This is a genomic window from Streptomyces sp. NPDC055099, assembly GCF_053607685.1.
Window position 1 is genome coordinate 193,395 of sequence record NZ_JBSGUA010000004.1, and the last position, 18,834, is coordinate 212,228.

Here is an 18,834-nt window from a genome sequence, read left to right on the forward strand (position 1 = left end):
CCGTGCCCACTGACACCGAGATCGACGTCCTGGTGCTCGGCGGCGCCGGAGTGGACTCGATCGTCTACGTCCCCGAGCTGCCGCTCCCCTACGCCGACAGTTACATGGTGCCCGCGATCGACATGCGCGCCGGGCAGACCGGTGACTTCGTCGCGATGGGCGTGCGGGCGCTGGGCCTGCGCACCCATCACATCGACCTCATCGGCGACGACCACGAGGGCGACCTGGTCCGCGCGCTGCACCGCGAACGCGCCATCCCCTTCACCGAAGTGCTCTCACGCGGCGGCACCAAACGCGCGGTGAACCTGGTCGGCCCCGACGGGCGGCGCCTCTCCCTGTACGACAACAGCCGCGCACAGGACACCGACCGGCTGCCCACGGCGACGGTCGAAGCCCTTGCCGCGGTGAGCCGGCACGCCCACGTCTCGATCACGCATCCCTGCGCCTTCGCCCTGCCCACGCTGCGCGCGGCCGGGGTGAGCATCTCGACCGACCTGCACAACTGGGATGGCACCGAGCCGTACCACGAGGCCTTCGCCCACGAGGCCGACATCGTCTTCCTCTCGGCCACCGCCCTGAGCGACCCGGAGCAGACCATGCGCCAGATCGCCGCGCGGGGCCGGGCCGAGGCGGTCGTCGCGACGGCCGGTGCCGAGGGAGCGCACCTCCTCGTCGACGGAGAGCTGTCCCGCGTGCCGCCCGTCACGCCCCCGGCGCCCGTGGTGGACTCCAACGGCGCCGGTGACGCCTTCGCCTCGGCCTACCTCTTCGGCCGCCTGGCCGGCGAGTCCCCCCTGCGGTGCGCCCGCTACGGCGCGATCGCCGGGGCGTACGCCTGCACCGTCCCGGCCACCGGCACCGACGTCATCACCAGGGAACAACTCCTGTCCCTGGCCGCCGAGTCGCCGGGCGGACCGCCCGCCGAACCACCGCGGGCCTGAGCGAGGATGGCCGAGTCCACCACGCAGCGACACGGAGGAAGAGACATGGCATCACGGACCGACGTGCGCACCGGTCGTGTGCTGTACGGATGCATGGGACTCGGCGGCTCCTGGGACACCACGCCGTACGCCGCCGAGGACATCGCCACGGCCGAGGCCGCCGTGGCCGCCGCGCTGGAGGCCGGCATCACGGTGTTCGACCAGGCCGACATCTACCGGCACGGCAAGTCGGAGGCGGTGTTCGGGGAGGTGCTCGCCAGGGCGCCCGGGCTGCGCGAGCGCATCGTCCTGCAGACCAAGTGCGGCATCCGCCTGGCCGACGGCGACCGGCCCGGTCTGTACGACCTGCGCGGGCCGACCCTCGTCCAGCGGGTCGAGGAGAGCCTCACCAGGCTGCGCACCGACGTGATCGACGTACTGCTCCTGCACCGCCCCGACCCGCTGACCGGACCGGAGGAGATCGCGAAGGCGCTGGCCTCGCTGCACGGGCAGGGCCTGGTGCGCCGGTTCGGCGTGTCGAACATGAGCGCCGCGCAGATCGCGCACCTGCGCGCGCACCTGGACGTACCGCTGGTCGCCAACCAACTGGAGATGAGCCTGGAGTGCCGTGACTGGGTGGAGGCCGGGGTGCTGGTCAACACCCCGGCCGCGGCCGACAGCGGCTTCCCGCACGGAACAATCGAGTACTGCACCGCCAACGGCATCCAGTTGCAGGCCTGGGGAGCCCTCGCCCGGGGCCGCTTCACCGGCGGCGGCGAGACCCCGACCGCACGGCTCGTCACCGACCTCGCCGCACGCAAGGGGACGACCCCGGAGACGATCCTCCTGTGGTGGCTGCAACGGCACCCGGCACAGATCGCCCCCGTCATCGGCACCAGCCGCCCGGACCGCATCCTGGCCTGCCGCGACGCCGTGCACCGCGAACCCGACCTCACCCACGAGGAGTGGTACGCCCTGTGGACCACGGCCCGGGGCGCGCCGCTGCCCTAGTTCCCCGTCTCACTCGCAGTAGGTGTCCCGCCCGGGCCGCTCCCCCGTCGCCAGGTAGTGGGAGACGGTCCGGTCGCCGCACTCGTTGCCGTTGGCGAGATAGGCGTCGTGGCCGGTCGAGTCGACCGTGACCATGACGGCGCGCTTGCCCAAAGCCGTGCGGAGCTTGAGGGCGCCGCTGAGCGGGGTCGCCGGGTCGCGCTCGTTCTGGACGAGGAGGATGTTGGACGGGCCACTTGAGGTGATCCGCACGGGTGCCTCCTTCGGCTTGTAGGGCCAGGCGGCGCACGGCATCGCGTTGCGTGGCATCCCCGCCGTCAGGGGGTACTTGGCCCGGCTCTCGACGACCCTCTTCTCGTACGCGGCCGCCGCCCTGGGCCACTCGACGTCGTTGCACAGGACGGCGGAACCCACCGCGACGGCGTTCTGCATCATGGCCTCCGGCGGAGCCTGCGGCGCGGGCGGGACCGTGCCCTTCCGTGCGGCCAGGATCAGTTCGGCAAGGGCGGGGAAGCCGTCGGGGTCGTAGAGCGTGTTCAGCAGGGTCTGGCGCAGGACGTTGCCGTTGAGCTCTTCGGGGTTGGCGCCGGGCCACGGGATCGGCTCACGGTCGAGGTCGGCGGCCAGGCGCAGGAAGAGCGGGCGCACGTCGGCCGCGGTCCGGGCCAGGCGGTTCGGATTGCCGGGCGCCGAGGCCCACTTGGCGAACTCGGGGAAGGTGTCCTCGACTCCCTGCTCGTGCCCGGCGACCCAGGCGCGGGAGACACGCGTGGGGTCGGGGTCGTCGTTGCTGTCCAGGACGACGCGGTCGGTGCGGTGCGGGAAGAGCTGGCTGTAGACCGCCCCGACGTAGGTGCCGTAGGAGACGCCCCACGCGGAGATCTTCCGCTCGCCGAGCGCCGCCCGGACGCGGTCGATGTCACGCGCCTCGTTGGCGGTGCTGATGTGGCGGATGAGGTCGCCGCCGTTGCGCGCGCAGGCGTCCGACATCCGCTGCGCGGTGGCCATGTTCTCGCTGATGGAGCCGTCGGCGGCGGGCCAGGGCCGCAGTCTCGACGTGGCGAGGTCGGTGTGCTCGAAACCGCAGCTGACCGGCGTCGAGTGGCCGAGACCGCGGGGGTCGAAGCCGATCAGGTCGTACGTGTCGCGGACCGCTTGCGGCAGCTTCTGGCCTTTCCCCGAAGGGGTGTCGAGGCCGAGGCCGCCGGGCCCGCCCGGGATCAGGAACAGGGCGCCGCGGCGTGCCTCGGGGTTCTCGCTGGGGATGCGGGAGACGGCGATGCCGATCTGTCTGCCCGTGGGGTCGGCGTAGTCCATCGGGACCTCGACGGTGGCGCACTCCTGGCGGGGGTCGATGCGGCTGCCCTCGCACGGCTTCCAGTCCAGGGGTTCGGCGACGGAGGTAGTGCTGGGGGCGGCGGGGGTCGAGGCCGTGGCGGCTGTCGCGGCCAGTGGGGCGGTGAGGCTGAGGGCGGCGGCCGAGGCGGCGAGCAGGGCTGCGTTGCGCTTGATCTGTGTCATGGGGAAGAGCCTCGCCGATCACGACCGGCCGTCACATCCTGCCAACTGGCCGACGGGGGTGGGGGTTTACCCCTCCTCACCCTTAGGGGACGGAGGGGCTGATGTGGCGGGCGCCACACGGTGCACGATGTGCAACTTAGGCAAGCCTAAGCTAAGTTATCGAGTGATCGCCTCTCCTGGAGGCGCCTCAGTCAAGGAGATTGACGCAGCATGTCCTCACTCACCTGCCGCATCCGCCGTACCGCCGCAGTCGCCGTGGCCCTCGCCGCCGGCAGTGCGCTGGCGCTGACCGGTACCGCCTCAGCGCAGCCCGGCCAGGCCTCCGGCAAAGCGTCCGGCTCGACCGTCGAGTCCGCGCCGCTCGTGAAGGGGCTCTACCAGTCCGCGTACTCCGAGCGGAACAACGTGCTGTGGGCCACCGCCGCGGTGGGCCGGCCGCCCGTCACCAACTCCAGCCTGCTGAAGGTCGACCCGCGCACCCTGAAGGTGAAGGCCAGTTACACGCCTCCGGTCACCAACGCCACGACCGGCGCCGTCGAGGCCGTCTACGGAATCGCCGTCGACGACGAGCACAACACCGTCTGGACGACGAACACCCGCGACAACTCCGTCGCCGTCTACGACCAGCGCACCGGCAAGCACCTCACCTCGCTGCCCGGCGTGAACCACGCCCGCGAGGTCGTCGTGGACACCAAGCACAACACGGCCTGGGCGAGCAGCTTCGGCGACGGCACCCTCGTCGCCTTCGACACCCGCACCCTCAAGGAGAAGAAGCGCGTCACGGTCGAGGGGGCAGGCCCGACCGGCCTCGCCCTGAACGCGCGCACCGGCGCCCTCTACGCCGCCGACCTCAACGGCGACCGGATCATCGAGGTCACCCCGAAGGGCGAGAGCCCGCGCCTCATCCCGGTCGGCGACGGCCCGATCTCCGTCGCGCTCTCCAAGAACGGCCGGACCGCCTACACCGCGAACCAGGCCGCGGGCGGCCTCTCGGTCGTCGACCTCAAAAAGGGCACCGTGACGAAGTCCGTGCCGACCGGCGCGGGCGCCCTGTCCGTCGCCACCGACCGGCGTTCGGGCAAGGTCCTGGTCGCCAACCGGACCCCCGGCAACGTCACCGTCGTCGACCCCGCCAAGGGCGCCGTCGTCGAGACCCTGGCCACCGGCGCCAACCCCAACCACGTGCAGGTGACGGGCGGTACGGCGTTCGTGGTCGACAAGTCCGGCACCGGCCCCGAGGGCCAGGACCAGGCGCACCGCATCCGCATCGGCCGCTGAGCTCGCGCACACGGGCGAGAACCACTCGACGCCCCGCCCGCCACGCGACCGTGGCGGGCGGGGCGTCCGCGTGCGCGGTGCCGGCTCACGGCGTGAGCCGCCGGCCACGCTCACTCACGGCGCCGGGCGCGTCCACCGGACCGCTCGCACGGACCAGCCTCTTGCGTACGAGGTGACTCTGCGCCGCGACGGTCGCGATCACACCCGCGCCGAGCAGCGGCCAGGCAAGGGGGCCTGCGGCGATCACCGCCGTGACCAGGAGCGGTCCCCCGCTGCGCTGGGCCGACGAGGAGAGGCCGTGCACGCCGAGGTAGGCGCCCTGGGCGTCATCGGGGGCGAGCGCGATGGAGAGTTCCCAGGACGCGATGGCGTGCAGTATCTCCGCGAAGGTGAAGGCGATCGCCGCGGCCACCAGGGCGGTGACGGCCTGCCAGGTGCCGCCCGCCACCGACGCGGTCATCGCGGCGCAGCCGACGACGAAGCAGGCGGCCAGCGGTACGAGGAGTGCGCGGGCCGCGTCCGGTGTGCTCCCGAAGCGGGACAGCGGGACCTGGCAGCAGACGACGAGCACGCAGTTGAGGACCATGAGCAGCGGCGCGAGGCCGTGCGGGGCGTCCGTGGCGTGCACGATCCACAAGGGCATGCCGACCTGGAGCACGGCGTCGTCCAGGAAGAGCGCCGCCTCGGTGGCGGTGAAGAGCAGATAGGGGCGGTCGCGCCATGGGTTGGACGGCGGAGCGTGACGCTCGGACGCCGTGGAACCGGTGACCACCCGGGAGGGGGAGGGCGGCTCCGCGCACCGCAGGGTAAGGAGGGCGGCGACGCCGAAGCTGAGCACGTTGCCGATGAGCAGGGCCTGGTAGGCGTGGTCCGTGCCGACGGCGAGGGCGAGCGCACCGGCAAGGCCGCCGATGGCCCAGCCCGCGTTGGACACGGTGCGCTGGACGGCCTGGTACTTGGTGCGCTCGGGGCCCGCGATGCGGGCGGCGTACAGCTTGGTGAGGACGTTGGCCCCGCGGTCGGCGAGGCTGTTCACGGACGAGTAGAGCAGGAGCAGGGAGAAGTTGTCCGTCGTCAGCAACGCCGCCAGGGCGATGGCCTGTTGGAGTTGGGCGCCGATGATGACGCGGGTGACGGGGAACCGGTCGGCGAGGTGACCCGCGAGCGGCGCACCCGCGATGCCGACGGCGCCCGAGACCCCCATGAGCACGCCGACCTCGGCGACGGAGAGCCCGGTGACCAAGGTGAAGTAGAGGGCTGCCGCCCCCATCCAGAGTCCGGTTCCCACCTTGTTGATCAGGGCGATCCAGAGCATGCGGCGGCCGTCGAGACCCCCTGGTATGCGTGCGTACAGCGCGGCCCGCCGACGGCTGATGCCCACCACTCCCCCTTGTTTTCCCACTTGGCCCCGACTTCCCGCGCGACTTCCCGCTTGACGCCTTCTTTTGTACTGATACATACTTGTTTACGTGGCAGCACAATATGCGATCAAGGGTACGACCGCCAAGGGCATTACCTCGTCGGTCGAACAGGCCGTGGCCGAAGGCGGGTTGGGCCCCGGCGACGCCCTTCCTCCGGTACGGAGACTGGCCGATGACCTCGGGGTCAGCGCGGGGACGGTGGCGACGGCCTACAAGGAGCTCCGGCAGCGCGGGATCGTGGTGACGCGGGGACGTGGCGGGACGGTGATCGCGCAGGCGCCCGCGGTCGGCGCGCGCCGGCCCCCGAGAGTGCCGCACGGGGTGTGTGATCTGGCGGGCGGACATCCGGACCCGGCACTGATGCCCGTGCTGCTGCCGCCCGAGCGGGTGGTCCCCGTCCTCGGTTCACACCGCGGCTCGCCACGCCGTACGCGCCTTGAGGAACTGTCCCGCGAGTGGTTCGCCCGCGACGGAGTCCCCGACAGCCGGGTGACCTTCGCGCACGGGGCACTGGACTGCATGGCGCGGCTGCTCTCCACGGAGTTGAAGCCCGGCGACGCGGTGGCCGTGGAGGACCCGGGCTTCCACCATCTCCTCGATCTCGTACCGGCGTTGGGCCTGCGCATGCTGCCGGTCGCGGTGGACGACGAGGGCATCAGGCCGGACGCGTTGACCGTCGCACTGCGGGCCGGGGCCAGGGCGGTGGTGTGCAGCCCTCGCGGGCAGAACCCGATGGGCGGCTCCTTCTCGGAGACACGACGCGACGCCCTGCTCGAAGCGCTCGGCGGCTTCCCGGACATCCTGGTCATCGAGGACGACCACAACGCGGAGATCGCGGGCGCACCCTCGTACACACTGGCCTCCGGCGGCCTTGAGCGCTGGGCGCAGGTACGGACCGTGTCCAAGCATCTGGGCGTCGACCTGCGGTGGGCGGCACTCGCGTGCGACGCGACCACGCTGGCCCGGCACGAGGGCCGGATGCTGCTCACTTCGGGGTGGGTCAGCCATCTGCTGCAGGAGACGGTCGAGCGCACGATGCCCGATCCCGCCGCACGAAAGCTGATCGAGCGGGCCGAACGGGCCTACACCGAGCGGCGCGAGGCGCTGATCGCCGAGCTCGCGCGGCACGGGATCGCGGCGCGTGGAGCGAGCGGGATGAACGTGTGGGTGCCGGTGCGGGACGAGTCCGCCGTGGTCAACGGCCTGCGTTCACAAGGGTGGTGGGTGGCCGCGGGCTCACGCTTCCGCATCGCCACGCCCACCGCCGTACGGATCACCACGGCCACGCTCGACGTGCCGGACGCGGCCCGGCTCGCAGCGGACTTCGCCGCGGTGCTCGACGACTCCGAGGCAACGTACGGAGGTTGAGGCCACAGCACGACAGAATGCGAGAGGCGAGAGGCAGGAGGCGGGAGGCAGACGGTGGATGGCAAGCAAATCATCAGCTGGCGTCGGCTCGACGAAGCGGACTTCCCTCTGCTGCGGCGGTGGCTGGAGCAGCCGTTCGTCGCACGCTGGTGGAACCACGAGACATCGCCCGAGGCAGTGGCGCGCGACTTCGGCCCGGCGGCGCGTGGCGAGGAGCCGTCCGAGGATCTGCTCATGCTGCTGGACGGCGAACCGTTCGGCCTCGTCCAGCGCTCCCGCTTCGCCGACTACCCCGAGTACGGGGAGGAGTTGGCCGGCCAGGCGGAGATCCCCGAACGCGCCATGAGCATCGACTACCTGATCGGGGAGCCCTCGTACGTCGGCCGGGGCCTCGGCACGCGCATGATCCGGGCGGTCGTCGAGGCCACCTGGAGCGACCACCCCGAGGCCACCGCGGTACTCGTCCCCGTGCACGTGGGCAACCGCGCCTCCCGGCGCGCCCTGGAGAAGGCGGGTCTGCGGCGGATCGCCGAGGTGTCACTGAAACCGGACAACCCCCTCGACGACCGCGCCCACCACCTCTACCGGATCGACCGGCCCACACCCTGAAGCGGACGGCCCGGCTCAGCCCCGCGCGGGGAGCGTGATCCGGTCGAGCCGCTCTCGCTGCTCCGCGCTCAGCCGGATGTCGGCCGCTGCGACGTTCTCCGCAAGGTGGTCGAGCGAGGCGGTGCCGGGAATCGGCAGCACGACCGGCGAACGGTGGAGCAGCCAGGCCAGCGCGATCTGCGCCGCGGTGGCGTCGACTTCGGCCGCGACGGCCGCGATCTCGGCCGCTCCGGTCGAGGCCGCCGGGTGGACCGGCCGCCAGGGCAGGAAAGCGATCCCCGCCGCGTCACAGGCTTCGAGCACGGCCTCGTGCTCCCGGTCCAGCACGCTGTAGCGGTTCTGCACGCTCGCCACGTCGACGATCTGCCGCGCCTCGTGCAGCTCGTCGACGGTGACCTCCGACAGGCCGATGTGGCCGATCTTTCCGTCGAGTTGGAACTCCCGCAGCGTGCCGAGCTGATCGGCGAGCGGCACCTTCGGGTCGAGTCGGTGCATCTGGAGGAGTCCGATCCGCTCGACGCGCAGTCGGCGCAGGGCCTGCTCGACCTGCTCACGCAGGAACTCCGGCCGCCCGTTGGTCCGCGCCTCCTCGCCGGGACTCGTGCGCTCGATCGCGACCTTGGTCGCGATGAGCAGGTCGTCGGGGTACGGATACAGCGCTTCGGCCAGAAGTTCCTCGTTGGCGCCCCATCCGTACATGAACGCCGTGTCGATCAGCGTGATGCCCAGCTCGACGGCCCGCCGGGCCACCACGACGGAAGCGTTCCTGGCCGCTCCGGCCTCGGTCGCGAGGCGCATCGCCCCGAACCCCATGCGACCGACAGGGATCTCGCCGCCGATGCGGAAGGTGCTCGTTGTCATGTGTCGTGTCTCCCCCTCGTCACATCGACGACGAACCGACTGCGTGATCAGTTCCCGCCCGTCCCGCCGGGAATTGCGCACCCCGGTGCATTGACGGCCCACGACGCCCGGTTCAGGGTGTTGCCTCCCAAAAGGTCTCAAGCCCCAAGAAGGGTTTCTTCATGCGAAGACGAGTCTTTGTCCGCGGCCTCGCCCTCACCGGCGCGGGATTGACCCTGCCCATCCCCTTAGCCGGCGCCGCCACCGCACGACCCGCCACCGCCACTGCGGCCGCGGCCTGGCAGCAAGTCGCCGCGCCGGCCGCTCAGGAGGCCGCCCACCTCCTCGCGGTCACCGCCGCGGGCCCCCAACTCGCTTGGGCCGTGGGCGAACAGGGCCGCTACGGAGGCACGCTCGGCACCCCGCTCGCCCTCAGCTGGGACGGCTCCGCCTGGTCACGGACCGACCTCTCCCACCTGACGTACAGAGGCGGACTCCGCGCGGTCGCCGCCTCACCGGACGGCACGTCGGCCAACGGCACCGCATGGGCCCTCGGCACGGACACCGCCGGGCACGACCAGCTCCTCGCGTGGAACGGCACCACCTGGCGCGAGACGGACTTTCCCGGACGCGGCGAACCAGGGACACGGCTGACCGACGTCACCGCTGCCCCCGACGGCCGGTTCTGGGTCTCGGGGCGGCACGGTGACCGCGCCGGCCTGATGTGCGGCGACGGCACGACGTGGCGCTGGTGCCGGCCGCTGCCGGACGAGGCCGCGCCCACGCCGACCGGCGTCCATGTGACGCCCGGCGGTGAGGTGTGGGTCTACGGCGACATCATCGCCCGCTGGGACGGCGCCTGGACGGTGGTGCCCCGCACGCTCGGCATCCGGGCCTCGGTGACGGGACTGCTCCCGGTCGCGCACGACGACATCTGGCTCACCGGATTCGCGTACGGCGTGGGCGGACCGCCCGGCAAACCGCCCGGCGTCACACTGCAGCACTGGGACGGCGCCCAGTGGGCCAACGTCCAGGCGCCGTTCACCGTCGGCCTGTTGAGCGGCATCGCGGGGGACGCCACAGGGCAGCCGGGCCGGATCTGCGGCTGGGACTTCTGGGATCAGAAGCGCGCCCACTACCTGCGCTGGGACGGGGCGGCCTGGCTCAGCGAACGCGGGCCGGAGACGCCGTCCACCTTCCTGCCCCAGGCCATCGCCCCGATCCCCGGCACGGACGGCGGCCACTGGTCGGTGGGCACGACCTCCTTCTCGCCATACCCACCCGCCCAGCTCCGCGTGGAACGCTTCGGAGAAGGCCCCTAGGCCCTCGGCGTGATGCCGAAGTCGAAGGCGGAGGTGCCGGGGTCGACCGCCGTCACCCCGCCGTCGACCGTCAGCGTCGCGCCGTTGACGAAGGAGGCGGCGGGCGAAAGCAGCCAGGAGATCGCCTCGGCGACCTCCTCCGGCTGCCCCGGCCGTCCCGCCGGGATGAGCCGGGTCGCTTCGTCGTACGCCGCGTCGGCCCCGCCGTCCCCCAGGCCCGCCTCCTCGGCGAACCGGGTCATCCGCCGGTCGGCCATCTCGGTGCGCACCCAGCTGGGGCACACGGTGTTGGCGCGCAGTCCGGCCTTGCCGTAGTCGACGGCGAGGGAGCGGCACAGCTGGAGCAGCGCCGCCTTGGACGTGGCGTACGCGGCGTTGGCCACGCCGTTGCGCAGCGCGGCGACCGAGGCGACCGCGACCACCGAGCCGCGCGCCTCCAGGAGATGGGGAAGCGCGGCCCGCATCAGCAGGAAGGGGCCCGTCAGGTTGGTGCGCAGCACGGCGTCCCAGTCCTCGTCGGACAGATCGCCGACCGCCCCGCTGCGCCCGACCCCGGCGTTGAGCACGAGCCCGTCGATGCGGCCGTAGGCCTCGACGGTCGCATCGACAAGGCCGGTGACCTCCGCGGGGTCACCCGTGTCGGCGGGGTGGGCCAGCGCACCGGTCTCCTCGGCGAGGCGGTGCAGCGGCTCGGGGCGCCGTCCGGAGACGACGACGCGGTGCCCGGCAGCACGCAGCTGCCGGGCGGTGGCGGCGCCGATGCCCGTTCCGCCGCCCGTGACGACGACAACTCGGCTCTCCGTCATGTCTGTTCAGCCTCCGAACACGGTCGTGAGCACTTGGCCGCGATCATACGTAGGCCGCTCACGACCGTGTTCGGTCGACCTGCCCGAGGGCCCTCGCGGGCCGTCGGCCCTTACTCGTCGATCGCCGCGCCGAACGCCGCGCCCGTGCCCGGCGCGCCCAGCGACTCCGCGCCGTAGGTCCACGACCCGGACGCGGTGATGCCGCCCGAGCCCGCGGACAGGACCCACACGATGCCGTCACCGGCGTTCTCGCGGGGTGCGGCGGCCAGGAGACCGAAGCGGCCGTCGCTGTTCGGGTCCGTCAGGCGCACCTGGGCGCCCCACTTGTCGCCCTTCTCGGCCGCGCCGGGGATGTCCGTGGAGTTCTGGTCCCACGACTTGGCGCCGACCCCCGTCAGGCCGTGCTCGGAGCCACGCAGCACCCAGGCCGCCCCCGCGTCCGCGACCGTGCCGATGTCCTCGCCGGGAGCGCCGATGGCGACGTCCGCGTATCCGTCGCCGTTCGTGTCCGCCACGGACAGATCGGCGCCCCAGGCGTCGCCGCGCTCGGCGACGCCGGGCACGTCCACGCTGTCCTGCGTCCACCACTTGGCCTCGTCCTTGAGGCCGCCCGCGTCGCCGTAGCGGACGCCGACCAGGCCGCCGGTCTGCGTCTCGCCCCCGTCGTCCGGGGAGTTGGGCTCGCCGGTCACCAGGTCGTCGAAGCCGTCGTGGTTGATGTCGCCGGACGCGGCGACGGGTCCGCCGCGCAGGTCGTGCTCGTACTTGAGGCCGTCGGCGTTGCCCGAGAAGTACGCGGACCAGCCGTGCCCCGGCTCGTCGCCCACCGTCACGCCGGACACGACGAGGTCCGCGTATCCGTTGTTGTCGTAGTCGCCGGTGGTGAGCGACTTCGGCGTGATGTCGCGCTCCTCGGCCGCCGCGGCGAGCCGCTTGGTCTCCTGGCGCCGCAGCGGGGCCTGCCCATCGGCCTGCGGCGCGGCGTCGTACGCGAAGAGTTCCAGGTCGTCGCGGTCCAGTACGGCGAGGATGTCGCCGGGTGTCTCGTCGGTGTGGTGCGCGGCGGCCAGGCTCAGGCCGAACTGCTCGCCCTGGGTGGGCTCCTGGGTCTCCAGCCAGTCGCTGGCGTCACCGCTGAGGCCGTCCTTCGAGCCCCACAGGATCGCCACCCCGCCCGCGTCCGCCGTGTCGCCGATGTCCTCGCCGGGGATGCCGACGATCGCGTCGTCGAAGCCGTCGGCGTCCAGGTCACCGGTGGCGACGGCCGTCCCGAAGCCGTCGGCCGCCTCGGCGGCGCCCGCGACACCGGCCGTCGACTGGCTGAACCGGTCGACGGAGGTGGTGTTCATGCCTCTGGAGGAGCCGTACTGGGCGGTGACGAGACCGGCGCCCTTGTGCCCGCTCACCGTCGCCCCCGGGGCTCCGACCAGCACGTCCTCGTATCCGTCGCCGTTGAAGTCACTGTTGCGGTCGTCGGCGTGCGTACCCCCGGGGGTGCCGGCGACGGCGGAGGGGGCGGCGACGATGCCGGCTCCGCTGAGAAGGAGGAATGAGGCCGCGGCGAGGGCGGCCGAACGGTTCTTGCGCACGAGCGGCTCCTGAGAAGGAAAGTGGCCGGGCAGGCGCGAGGGTGTCCGGAAAGGGCCCGTTCCTTGTCCGGCGCCCTGTTCGACACCGGATGGGGCACAAGGGTTGTACGCGACCTCCTGGCCAAAAGCGGGGCGTGTCATTCCTCTGGGATCATGGCCGCGACAAGAACGCCGCAGAACGGGAGAGACAACGCGTGCCCCAGAACCGAGTGACTTTCCGGGTGGCGTACGCGACGGATCCGCCGGTCGTCGCCGGTTGGGGCGGCGGTGAACGGCACGGCGCCGACGACGCGTTCGGCCGCCTCTGGCGTGACCCGGCCGGGCATGAGCGGGACCCCCGCCGCTCGCTGCGTTCCTTCCACATCGTTCCCGACGGCCGGGCGCCGGTCGTGCGGGTGAGCACCGAGCAGCCGCTCGGCACCCGTGCGAGCGGTCGCCCCGCGGTCTACCGCGTCGATGACGCGGGCGGCGCCCCGCTCGCCAGGATCACCTTCCGGCGCCGCCCCCTGCTGCGTCTGGGCCGCGCTCGATGGACCGTGGAGCCCGTGGCGGGGCCCGCGCTCCTGGGCTACCAGGGCCGCCTGGTGTGGTGGGTCCTGTGGTGGCCCGTCGGCCTGCCGCTCAGCCTGGTGTGGGGCATCACCTCGCTTCTGGGGGAGGGCGACGGCGGCTTCGGTGCCCCGCGCCGGATCATCTGGCGCGACGCGTCCCGCCGGGCGCGGCTCGTCTTCCGGGGTCTGGCCGACGAGTACCGGGTGCTCGGCCAGGACCTGGACCCGCGTGTGGTGGCCGCGCTGGTGGCGCTGCACCAGTCCTTCGACCCGTCCGAGGGTGGCGGGGCGCTGGGCTGGTACGAGAAGGCGTGAGCGGCGCCCGGCGGGTCAGCGGGCCTTCTTGGTGACCACGAACCGGTCGATGACCAGGTGGTCGATCTCGGTGGCGAGGAAGCACTCCAGCGCGTCCCGCGGCGAGCAGACGATCGGCTCTCCGGCCACGTTGAACGAGGTGTTGAGCAGGCAGGGCACGTCCGTCCTCGCCGTGAAGGCGCGCAACAACCGTGCGAGCGCGGGGTTCTGCCGGTCGTCGACCGTCTGGACGCGCGCCGTGCCGTCCACGTGGCAGGCGCCGGGGATCCGCTCCTGGTACTCCTCGCGCACCGGGAAGACGAACGTCATGTACGGGGACGAGGTCTTCTTGCCCATCTCGAAGACGCGGGGCGCCTCGGACGCGAGGACGACCGGCGCGAACGGGCGGAAGGGCTCCCGGTGTTTGACCCGAAGATTGATGATGTCCTTGATGTCGGGGAAGGCCGGGTTGGCGAGGATGCTGCGGTTGCCCAGGGCGCGCGGCCCGAACTCGGCACGGCCCTGGAACCAGCCCACGACGTTCTTCCCGGCGAGCAGCTCTGCCGTCCTCTCGGCGGCAGCGGAGACATCGGGCTCTTCCTGCCACTCCACACGGTCCGCGTACTCCCCCAGCACGGCGAGGATCTGCCGTTCGTCGTACGAGGGTCCCAGGTAGGGCGTGGTGACCGCGTCCGCGGGCCGGTTCCTGAGACCGGCGGCGTGGACGGCCGCGCCGATGGCGACGCCCGGGTCGCTGGCCCCGAAGCTGACCTCCATGCCGGTGAACGACGACCGCTGCAGCATCTTCGTGTTGGCCACGCAGTTGAGCGCGAGGCCGCCCTCGAAGAGCAGCGTGTCAAGGCTGGAGGCGGCGGTCAGCTTCCGCACCTGGTGGGCGGTGACGGCTTCGACCATGTGCTGGGCGAACCCGGCGACCTTGACCCGGAAGTCGAACTCCTCGCGCTTCTCGCTGTCACCGCCGAACAATTCGTCGAAGAGCGCGTAATAGGCCCCGACGTCCGCCGGGACGGCCAGAGTGTACGAGCCGTCCTCGTGGAGGCGCACGACACGTTCGAGCAGCGGGTTGTGCTGGGGCGACGGGCCGTAGGCGGCCAGGCCCATGACCTTGTACTCGTCGTTGTTGGGCACGAACCCCAGATAGCGGGTGATTCGTCCGTAGACCACACCGAGCGAGCTGGCCATGTCGACGGTGCCCTCGTCGAAGAGGTGGACCACGCCGTCGCGCAGCTCGCCCATGACGGAGGAGAGCGTCTCGGCCCGGCCGTCGCTCACCAGAAAGGCCGCGTCTCCCCCGCCGGCCAGGTAGGCGCCGCACATGAGGTGGGCCAGGTGATGCGGCACCAGGGTGAGCTTGTTGGGGTCCAGCGCGTGGCCGGTGCGCCGGACGAAGTCGTCGTACACCGCCTCGCGGCTGAGCATCCCGGTGTAGAGCTCGCCCGTGCGCCGCAGTGAGTCGAACTTCTCGGCCACCGGCAGGTCGCAGTCGCATATCTTCGCGATCATCTCCTCCGCCACGGTCGGCGAGAAGCGCCAGGGGAAAGCGACGACGTCGACCTGGTCGAGTGTGACTCCGGCGGATTCCAGGCACCATCTGATCGCGTCGGCCGGGAAATCGGAGGTTTTCTTGACGCGGCTGAGCTGTTCCTCCTCGACGGCGGCGACCACTTCGCCGTCGATGGACAAAGCAGCCGCAGCGTCATGCCCCACCAGAAGATTCCGACCGACACCGGTCGCCCCGTAGAGACGTCCGAAGAGTTCCGCACCCCTGGTGAATCCGTTGTAACCGAGCACGATCACGGGCTTTCATCCTCCTTGTCGGAACACCTTGCCACTGCAATTCAGGCGGTCATAACCTGGGCCGGACACCCGTGACCGAAAGGATCCGTTCGTGGGCAGCAATTCTTCCGCAACTCCCCTGACCAGCACAGTCGTCGCCGAAGGCTTCGACCGCTGGAGCCCTCCGCTGCACAAGGAATTCGAGACCAACACCCAGAACGGGCGCGTGGGCCAGACGCTGGTGAAAGAGACCGAATCGGCGCGCATCTGGGAAACACATCTCCAGCCGGGAGAACGCATTCCCGTTCACCGGCACGTACTTGACTATTCCTGGACAGCGCTCACCGATGGTCTGGCCCGCCAGCACGCGAGCGACGGCAGCAGCCGGGAGATCTCGTATGTCCGCGGGCAGACCCAGCATTTCAGCTTCACCGAGGAGGGTTATCACCTCCATGACCTGAAAAACATCGGCGACGCTGTGCTGTCGTTCCTGGTCGTCGAGATAAAAGACGGGGCCAACAAGCCCCTTCCGCTGGCGGATGATCCCGCCGCCACCTGATCCCGCTCACAGGGCGGCGGAGAGCGCGGCGAGCAGCGCGTCGTTCGCGCGCCGGTTGCCGATGGAGACGCGGCAGGTGGCGGGGATGAGGAAATCGACGTCGGCGACCACGATCCCCGCGTGGTGCAACTGCTCCATGACGCGCTCGTGCTTGTGCAGCCGCACCAGCAGGAAGTTGGCCTCCGAGGGGAACACCCGCTCCACCGCGGGGTGTTCGGCCAGCAACCCGGCCATCCGGTCGCGCTCGGCCCGGATGTGCCGGATGCTGGCGAGCACCCGGCGGGAGTGGGTCAGCCGGTCCCGCACGGCGGCCTGGGACGCGTCGGTGAACCCGAAGGGCACCTGCACCCGCCGCAGCGCCTCGATGATTCCGGGGTGCGCCAGGGCGATCCCGCACCGCGCGCCGGCGAGCCCCCAGGCCTTGGAGAGCGTCCTGAGGACGATGAGGTTGTCGTGCTCGGCGACGAGACCGGCGTACGAGGGCTTCTCGCTGAACTCGACATACGCCTCGTCGATCACGACAAGGCCCCTTGTGCCGGTGACGAGGGCCCGCACCCGCTCCGGGTCGAGCCTGGTCCCCACGGGGTTGTTCGGATCACACAGGATGGTGACCCGCGGATCGGCGGCCAGGATTCGCTCCGTGTCGAGCTCGCACACGTCGTCGCCGCGCAGGGGCACTTCGACCAGCGGCAGGCGCAGCAGGCGGGCGAAGTGGGCGTAGAGCGGAAAGGTGGGCGGCGTGACGCACACGCTCTCGCCGGGTGAGGCGAGTGCCGCAAGGAGCAGCATGACGCCGTCGACCGAACCGCTGGAGAACAGCAGATGGTCCTCTGTGAGGGCGTCCGCGCCCGCGTGGCCGGGCAGCTTCGAGATCGTGCCCAGGTAGGTGCGGGCGAGTTCCGCCGTGTCGAGATGGGGGTACTGGCCCGCGGCGCCCAAAAACGGGTTGGTGTTGCCCGACAGGTCGATGGTGTCGAACCGTGGCTGCCGGCGGGCGCGTGCCGGGCCCGGGACCGGCACGGTCGCGACGGGCGGAGCCGCGAAGCGCGACAGCTCCGGCTCCGCCCCCGCGGTCTCCGGCACCGTGCTGTCCTCTGCGCGCAGCCAATGGTCGAGGGGGATGAACAGGTCGGCTCCGAGGCGGCGCTTGTCGTCGGCGTCCCCCGGGCCGAGGTGGACCCAGTGCAGGCCCGAGCGCCTGGCGTCGAGGTAGAGCCCGTACAGGGCCGCGGCGTGGAGATCGCCCGGCTCGGCATCGTAGGCGTCGGGATCGGTGGCCTGTGTCAGGTGGTAGAGCCCCCGGCCGTTGTGGGACCTGGCGGTGAGCGCGACCTGGACGACGGTGTCGCCTTGGCGGCGCACGAGCATGTCCGTGCGGTCCGCCAACGCGCCGCCCGCCAGGGCGTCGAGGGCCGCCGCGTTGTACGGGTTGTGGCCGCCGCCGTTGCGCTCCGCCCGGCGCCGGTGCAGTCGTACGAAGGCATCGCGCGCCCACGGCGCCCCGCCGAGGTCGCTCAGGCGGACGCGCTCCCAGGTGAGGTCGCGGGAGAGCGTCTCATGGCGGCGGCGCAGGGCGCGCTGGCGCCCGCCGCCCACGCGGGCGCGCAGCACTTCGTCCACGTCCCCGGTCAGCCGTACGACGCACTCGGAATCGGCGGCCAGGGGAACGAAGCCGGCTGCGCGCAGCGTGCGGGAGTCGTCGGTGCGGCGCACGTTGGGCACGAGGATCTGCCGCACGTCCAGCGCCTTGGCGCGGCGCACCAGCTCCTCCACGGCGTGGGCGGAGGGAGCAGGGCTGGTCGGGTGGTAGAGGGCCGCGCCGCCGATCAGGGTGGGGCGCCCCAGAGCTTCGGGGCTCAAGGAGCCGAAAGCGCCCGCTCCTGAGACCAGCCGGGCCAGGGCCCCCACCGGTTCGCGTCCTCCGAGGGCGGCACCGAGCGCCTCCTGCAGCGCCTGTGTGTCCATGGGCCTGCGCATGTCAGTGCTCCCCTCCTCGCGCCGTCGCGTACGGGCCGGCGTGGGCCTCGATGCGGTCGCGGTACTCCTCGAACAGTTCGGCCAGGGTGCGGGCGATGCCGGCCTTCCAGTCGACGGAGCAGTCGCCGATCAGATCCCGGCGGAGGCCGTGGTCGAAGATCGCGGTCTCACGGCTGTAGTCGCTGCGGTCCAGCTGGAGCGGTACGCCGGTGAGCGCGGACATGTACTCGAGGAGGTCGGTCATGCCGACCTCCTCGTCCCCGCCCCAGTTCACCACCCGAGCGGGCGTCCGCGCCGTGCCCCACAGCAGCGGCACCTGCCGGACGAGGTCGTCGGTGTGCAGCAGATTGCAGTGGTTCTGCCCTTGCCGTGGCACCGCGCACGGCTGTCCGGCGCGCATCTGCCGGAACAGGATCATGGGGACGCCGCCGTGGCCGTACGGCCCGTAGGCGATGTTGAGCCGGGCGATCACCGTCGGCAGTCCGAGCGCTTCGGCCAGGCCCCGCGCCACTCCTTCGGCGGCGAGCTTGCCGACGGGGTACGTCGGCAGCCAGGGCACCGCGCCGCCCACGGCGTCGTCCTCGCGGTAGCGATGGGTGCGGTCGGCCCGGTTGTAGACCACGCCGGACGAGACGTACAAGAACGCCTCGGCGGTGGCGCAGTGCGTCATCAGGCGTGCGGTGCCCGCGGCGTTGACGCGCGCGGTCTCCGCGAAGTCCTTGCCGTCGCCGCGATGCACCGCCGAGTGCAGTACGTGGGTGAAGTCGCCGGGCAGGCCGGTCAGTTCATCGGTGGCCATGTCCCAGGTGAAGGTGTGCGCGCCCATCTCCTCCAGGGCCTTGCGGGCGTCCGGGTCACCGAACCGGCCCAGGCACCACACCTCGTTGTCCGCTGCGAGCGCTTCGGCGACAGGCATCGCGACCTGCCCGGTGCCACCCGTGACGAGAATCTTCTTGCCGTGCATTCCTGTG

16 protein-coding genes are annotated in these 18,834 nt (G+C 71.7%); 8 read left to right on the forward strand and 8 right to left on the reverse strand.

Annotated features, from left to right (window positions below; genetic code table 11):
- Positions 1-2: 2 nt before the first annotated feature.
- Positions 3-941 carry an adenosine kinase gene (locus ACWFRU_RS12300; RefSeq protein WP_453686063.1) on the forward strand — a complete coding sequence of 313 codons (939 nt, stop codon included), beginning with the start codon at positions 3-5 and terminating at the stop codon, positions 939-941.
- Positions 942-986: 45 nt separating this feature from the next.
- The gene (locus ACWFRU_RS12305) at positions 987-1,931 is read left to right on the forward strand and encodes an aldo/keto reductase (RefSeq protein WP_453686064.1); all 945 of its coding nucleotides are present in this window, start codon (positions 987-989) and stop codon (positions 1,929-1,931) included.
- Positions 1,932-1,940: 9 nt separating this feature from the next.
- On the opposite strand, the gene ACWFRU_RS12310 is transcribed toward ACWFRU_RS12305, so the two are convergent.
- A complete protein-coding gene (locus ACWFRU_RS12310; RefSeq protein WP_453686065.1) occupies positions 1,941-3,452 on the reverse strand; it encodes an alpha/beta hydrolase in 1,512 nt (503 codons plus the stop codon).
- A 210-nt stretch (positions 3,453-3,662) separates the two neighbouring features.
- Between ACWFRU_RS12310 and ACWFRU_RS12315 the strand changes: the two genes are divergently transcribed.
- Positions 3,663-4,730, forward strand: a complete 1,068-nt coding sequence (locus ACWFRU_RS12315) for a YncE family protein (RefSeq protein ID WP_453686066.1) — start codon at positions 3,663-3,665, stop codon at positions 4,728-4,730.
- Between the two features lie 85 nt (positions 4,731-4,815).
- Here ACWFRU_RS12315 and ACWFRU_RS12320 read toward each other — a convergent pair whose 3' ends face one another.
- Entirely contained in the window at positions 4,816-6,111 is a 1,296-nt protein-coding gene (locus ACWFRU_RS12320) for an MFS transporter (protein ID WP_453686067.1), read from the reverse strand.
- Positions 6,112-6,199: 88 nt separating this feature from the next.
- Between ACWFRU_RS12320 and ACWFRU_RS12325 the strand changes: the two genes are divergently transcribed.
- Positions 6,200-7,519 (forward strand): aminotransferase class I/II-fold pyridoxal phosphate-dependent enzyme, encoded by a 1,320-nt coding sequence (locus ACWFRU_RS12325; RefSeq protein ID WP_453686068.1) that lies wholly within the window; start codon positions 6,200-6,202, stop codon positions 7,517-7,519.
- Positions 7,520-7,588: 69 nt separating this feature from the next.
- Positions 7,589-8,128, forward strand: a complete 540-nt coding sequence (locus ACWFRU_RS12330; RefSeq protein WP_453686778.1) for a GNAT family N-acetyltransferase — start codon at positions 7,589-7,591, stop codon at positions 8,126-8,128.
- Between the two features lie 15 nt (positions 8,129-8,143).
- Here the strand turns inward: ACWFRU_RS12330 and ACWFRU_RS12335 are convergent, their stop codons facing one another.
- Positions 8,144-8,989, reverse strand: coding sequence for an aldo/keto reductase (locus ACWFRU_RS12335; protein WP_453686069.1), 846 nt, complete (start codon positions 8,987-8,989; stop codon positions 8,144-8,146).
- A gap of 161 nt (positions 8,990-9,150) precedes the next feature.
- Here ACWFRU_RS12335 and ACWFRU_RS12340 point away from each other — a divergent pair, with 161 nt between their 5' ends.
- On the forward strand, positions 9,151-10,290 hold the full coding sequence (locus ACWFRU_RS12340) for a hypothetical protein (protein WP_453686070.1): 1,140 nt from the start codon (positions 9,151-9,153) through the stop codon (positions 10,288-10,290).
- Here the strand turns inward: ACWFRU_RS12340 and ACWFRU_RS12345 are convergent.
- Entirely contained in the window at positions 10,287-11,096 is an 810-nt protein-coding gene (locus ACWFRU_RS12345) for an SDR family NAD(P)-dependent oxidoreductase (RefSeq protein ID WP_453686071.1), read from the reverse strand. The two genes, ACWFRU_RS12340 and ACWFRU_RS12345, sit on opposite strands and share 4 nt — an antisense overlap.
- Before the next feature lie 110 nt (positions 11,097-11,206).
- Positions 11,207-12,685 carry an esterase gene (locus ACWFRU_RS12350; RefSeq protein WP_453686072.1) on the reverse strand — a complete coding sequence of 493 codons (1,479 nt, stop codon included), beginning with the start codon at positions 12,683-12,685 and terminating at the stop codon, positions 11,207-11,209.
- Between the two features lie 194 nt (positions 12,686-12,879).
- On the opposite strand from ACWFRU_RS12350, the gene ACWFRU_RS12355 reads away from it, so the two are divergent.
- Positions 12,880-13,551 carry a hypothetical protein gene (locus ACWFRU_RS12355; protein ID WP_453686073.1) on the forward strand — a complete coding sequence of 224 codons (672 nt, stop codon included), beginning with the start codon at positions 12,880-12,882 and terminating at the stop codon, positions 13,549-13,551.
- 15 nt (positions 13,552-13,566) lie between these two features.
- On the opposite strand, the gene ACWFRU_RS12360 is transcribed toward ACWFRU_RS12355, so the two are convergent.
- Entirely contained in the window at positions 13,567-15,348 is a 1,782-nt protein-coding gene (locus tag ACWFRU_RS12360) for a carbamoyltransferase family protein (RefSeq protein WP_453686074.1), read from the reverse strand.
- A 91-nt stretch (positions 15,349-15,439) separates the two neighbouring features.
- On the opposite strand from ACWFRU_RS12360, the gene ACWFRU_RS12365 reads away from it, so the two are divergent.
- Positions 15,440-15,886, forward strand: coding sequence for a hypothetical protein (locus ACWFRU_RS12365; RefSeq protein ID WP_453686075.1), 447 nt, complete (start codon positions 15,440-15,442; stop codon positions 15,884-15,886).
- Positions 15,887-15,892: 6 nt separating this feature from the next.
- On the opposite strand, the gene ACWFRU_RS12370 is transcribed toward ACWFRU_RS12365, so the two are convergent.
- Both ACWFRU_RS12370 and ACWFRU_RS12375 read right to left on the reverse strand, forming a co-directional pair.
- Positions 15,893-17,863 (reverse strand): aminotransferase class I/II-fold pyridoxal phosphate-dependent enzyme, encoded by a 1,971-nt coding sequence (locus ACWFRU_RS12370; RefSeq protein WP_453686076.1) that lies wholly within the window; start codon positions 17,861-17,863, stop codon positions 15,893-15,895.
- Position 17,864: 1 nt separating this feature from the next.
- On the reverse strand, positions 17,865-18,827 hold the full coding sequence (locus ACWFRU_RS12375; protein WP_453686077.1) for an NAD-dependent epimerase/dehydratase family protein: 963 nt from the start codon (positions 18,825-18,827) through the stop codon (positions 17,865-17,867).
- Positions 18,828-18,834 lie beyond the last annotated feature (7 nt).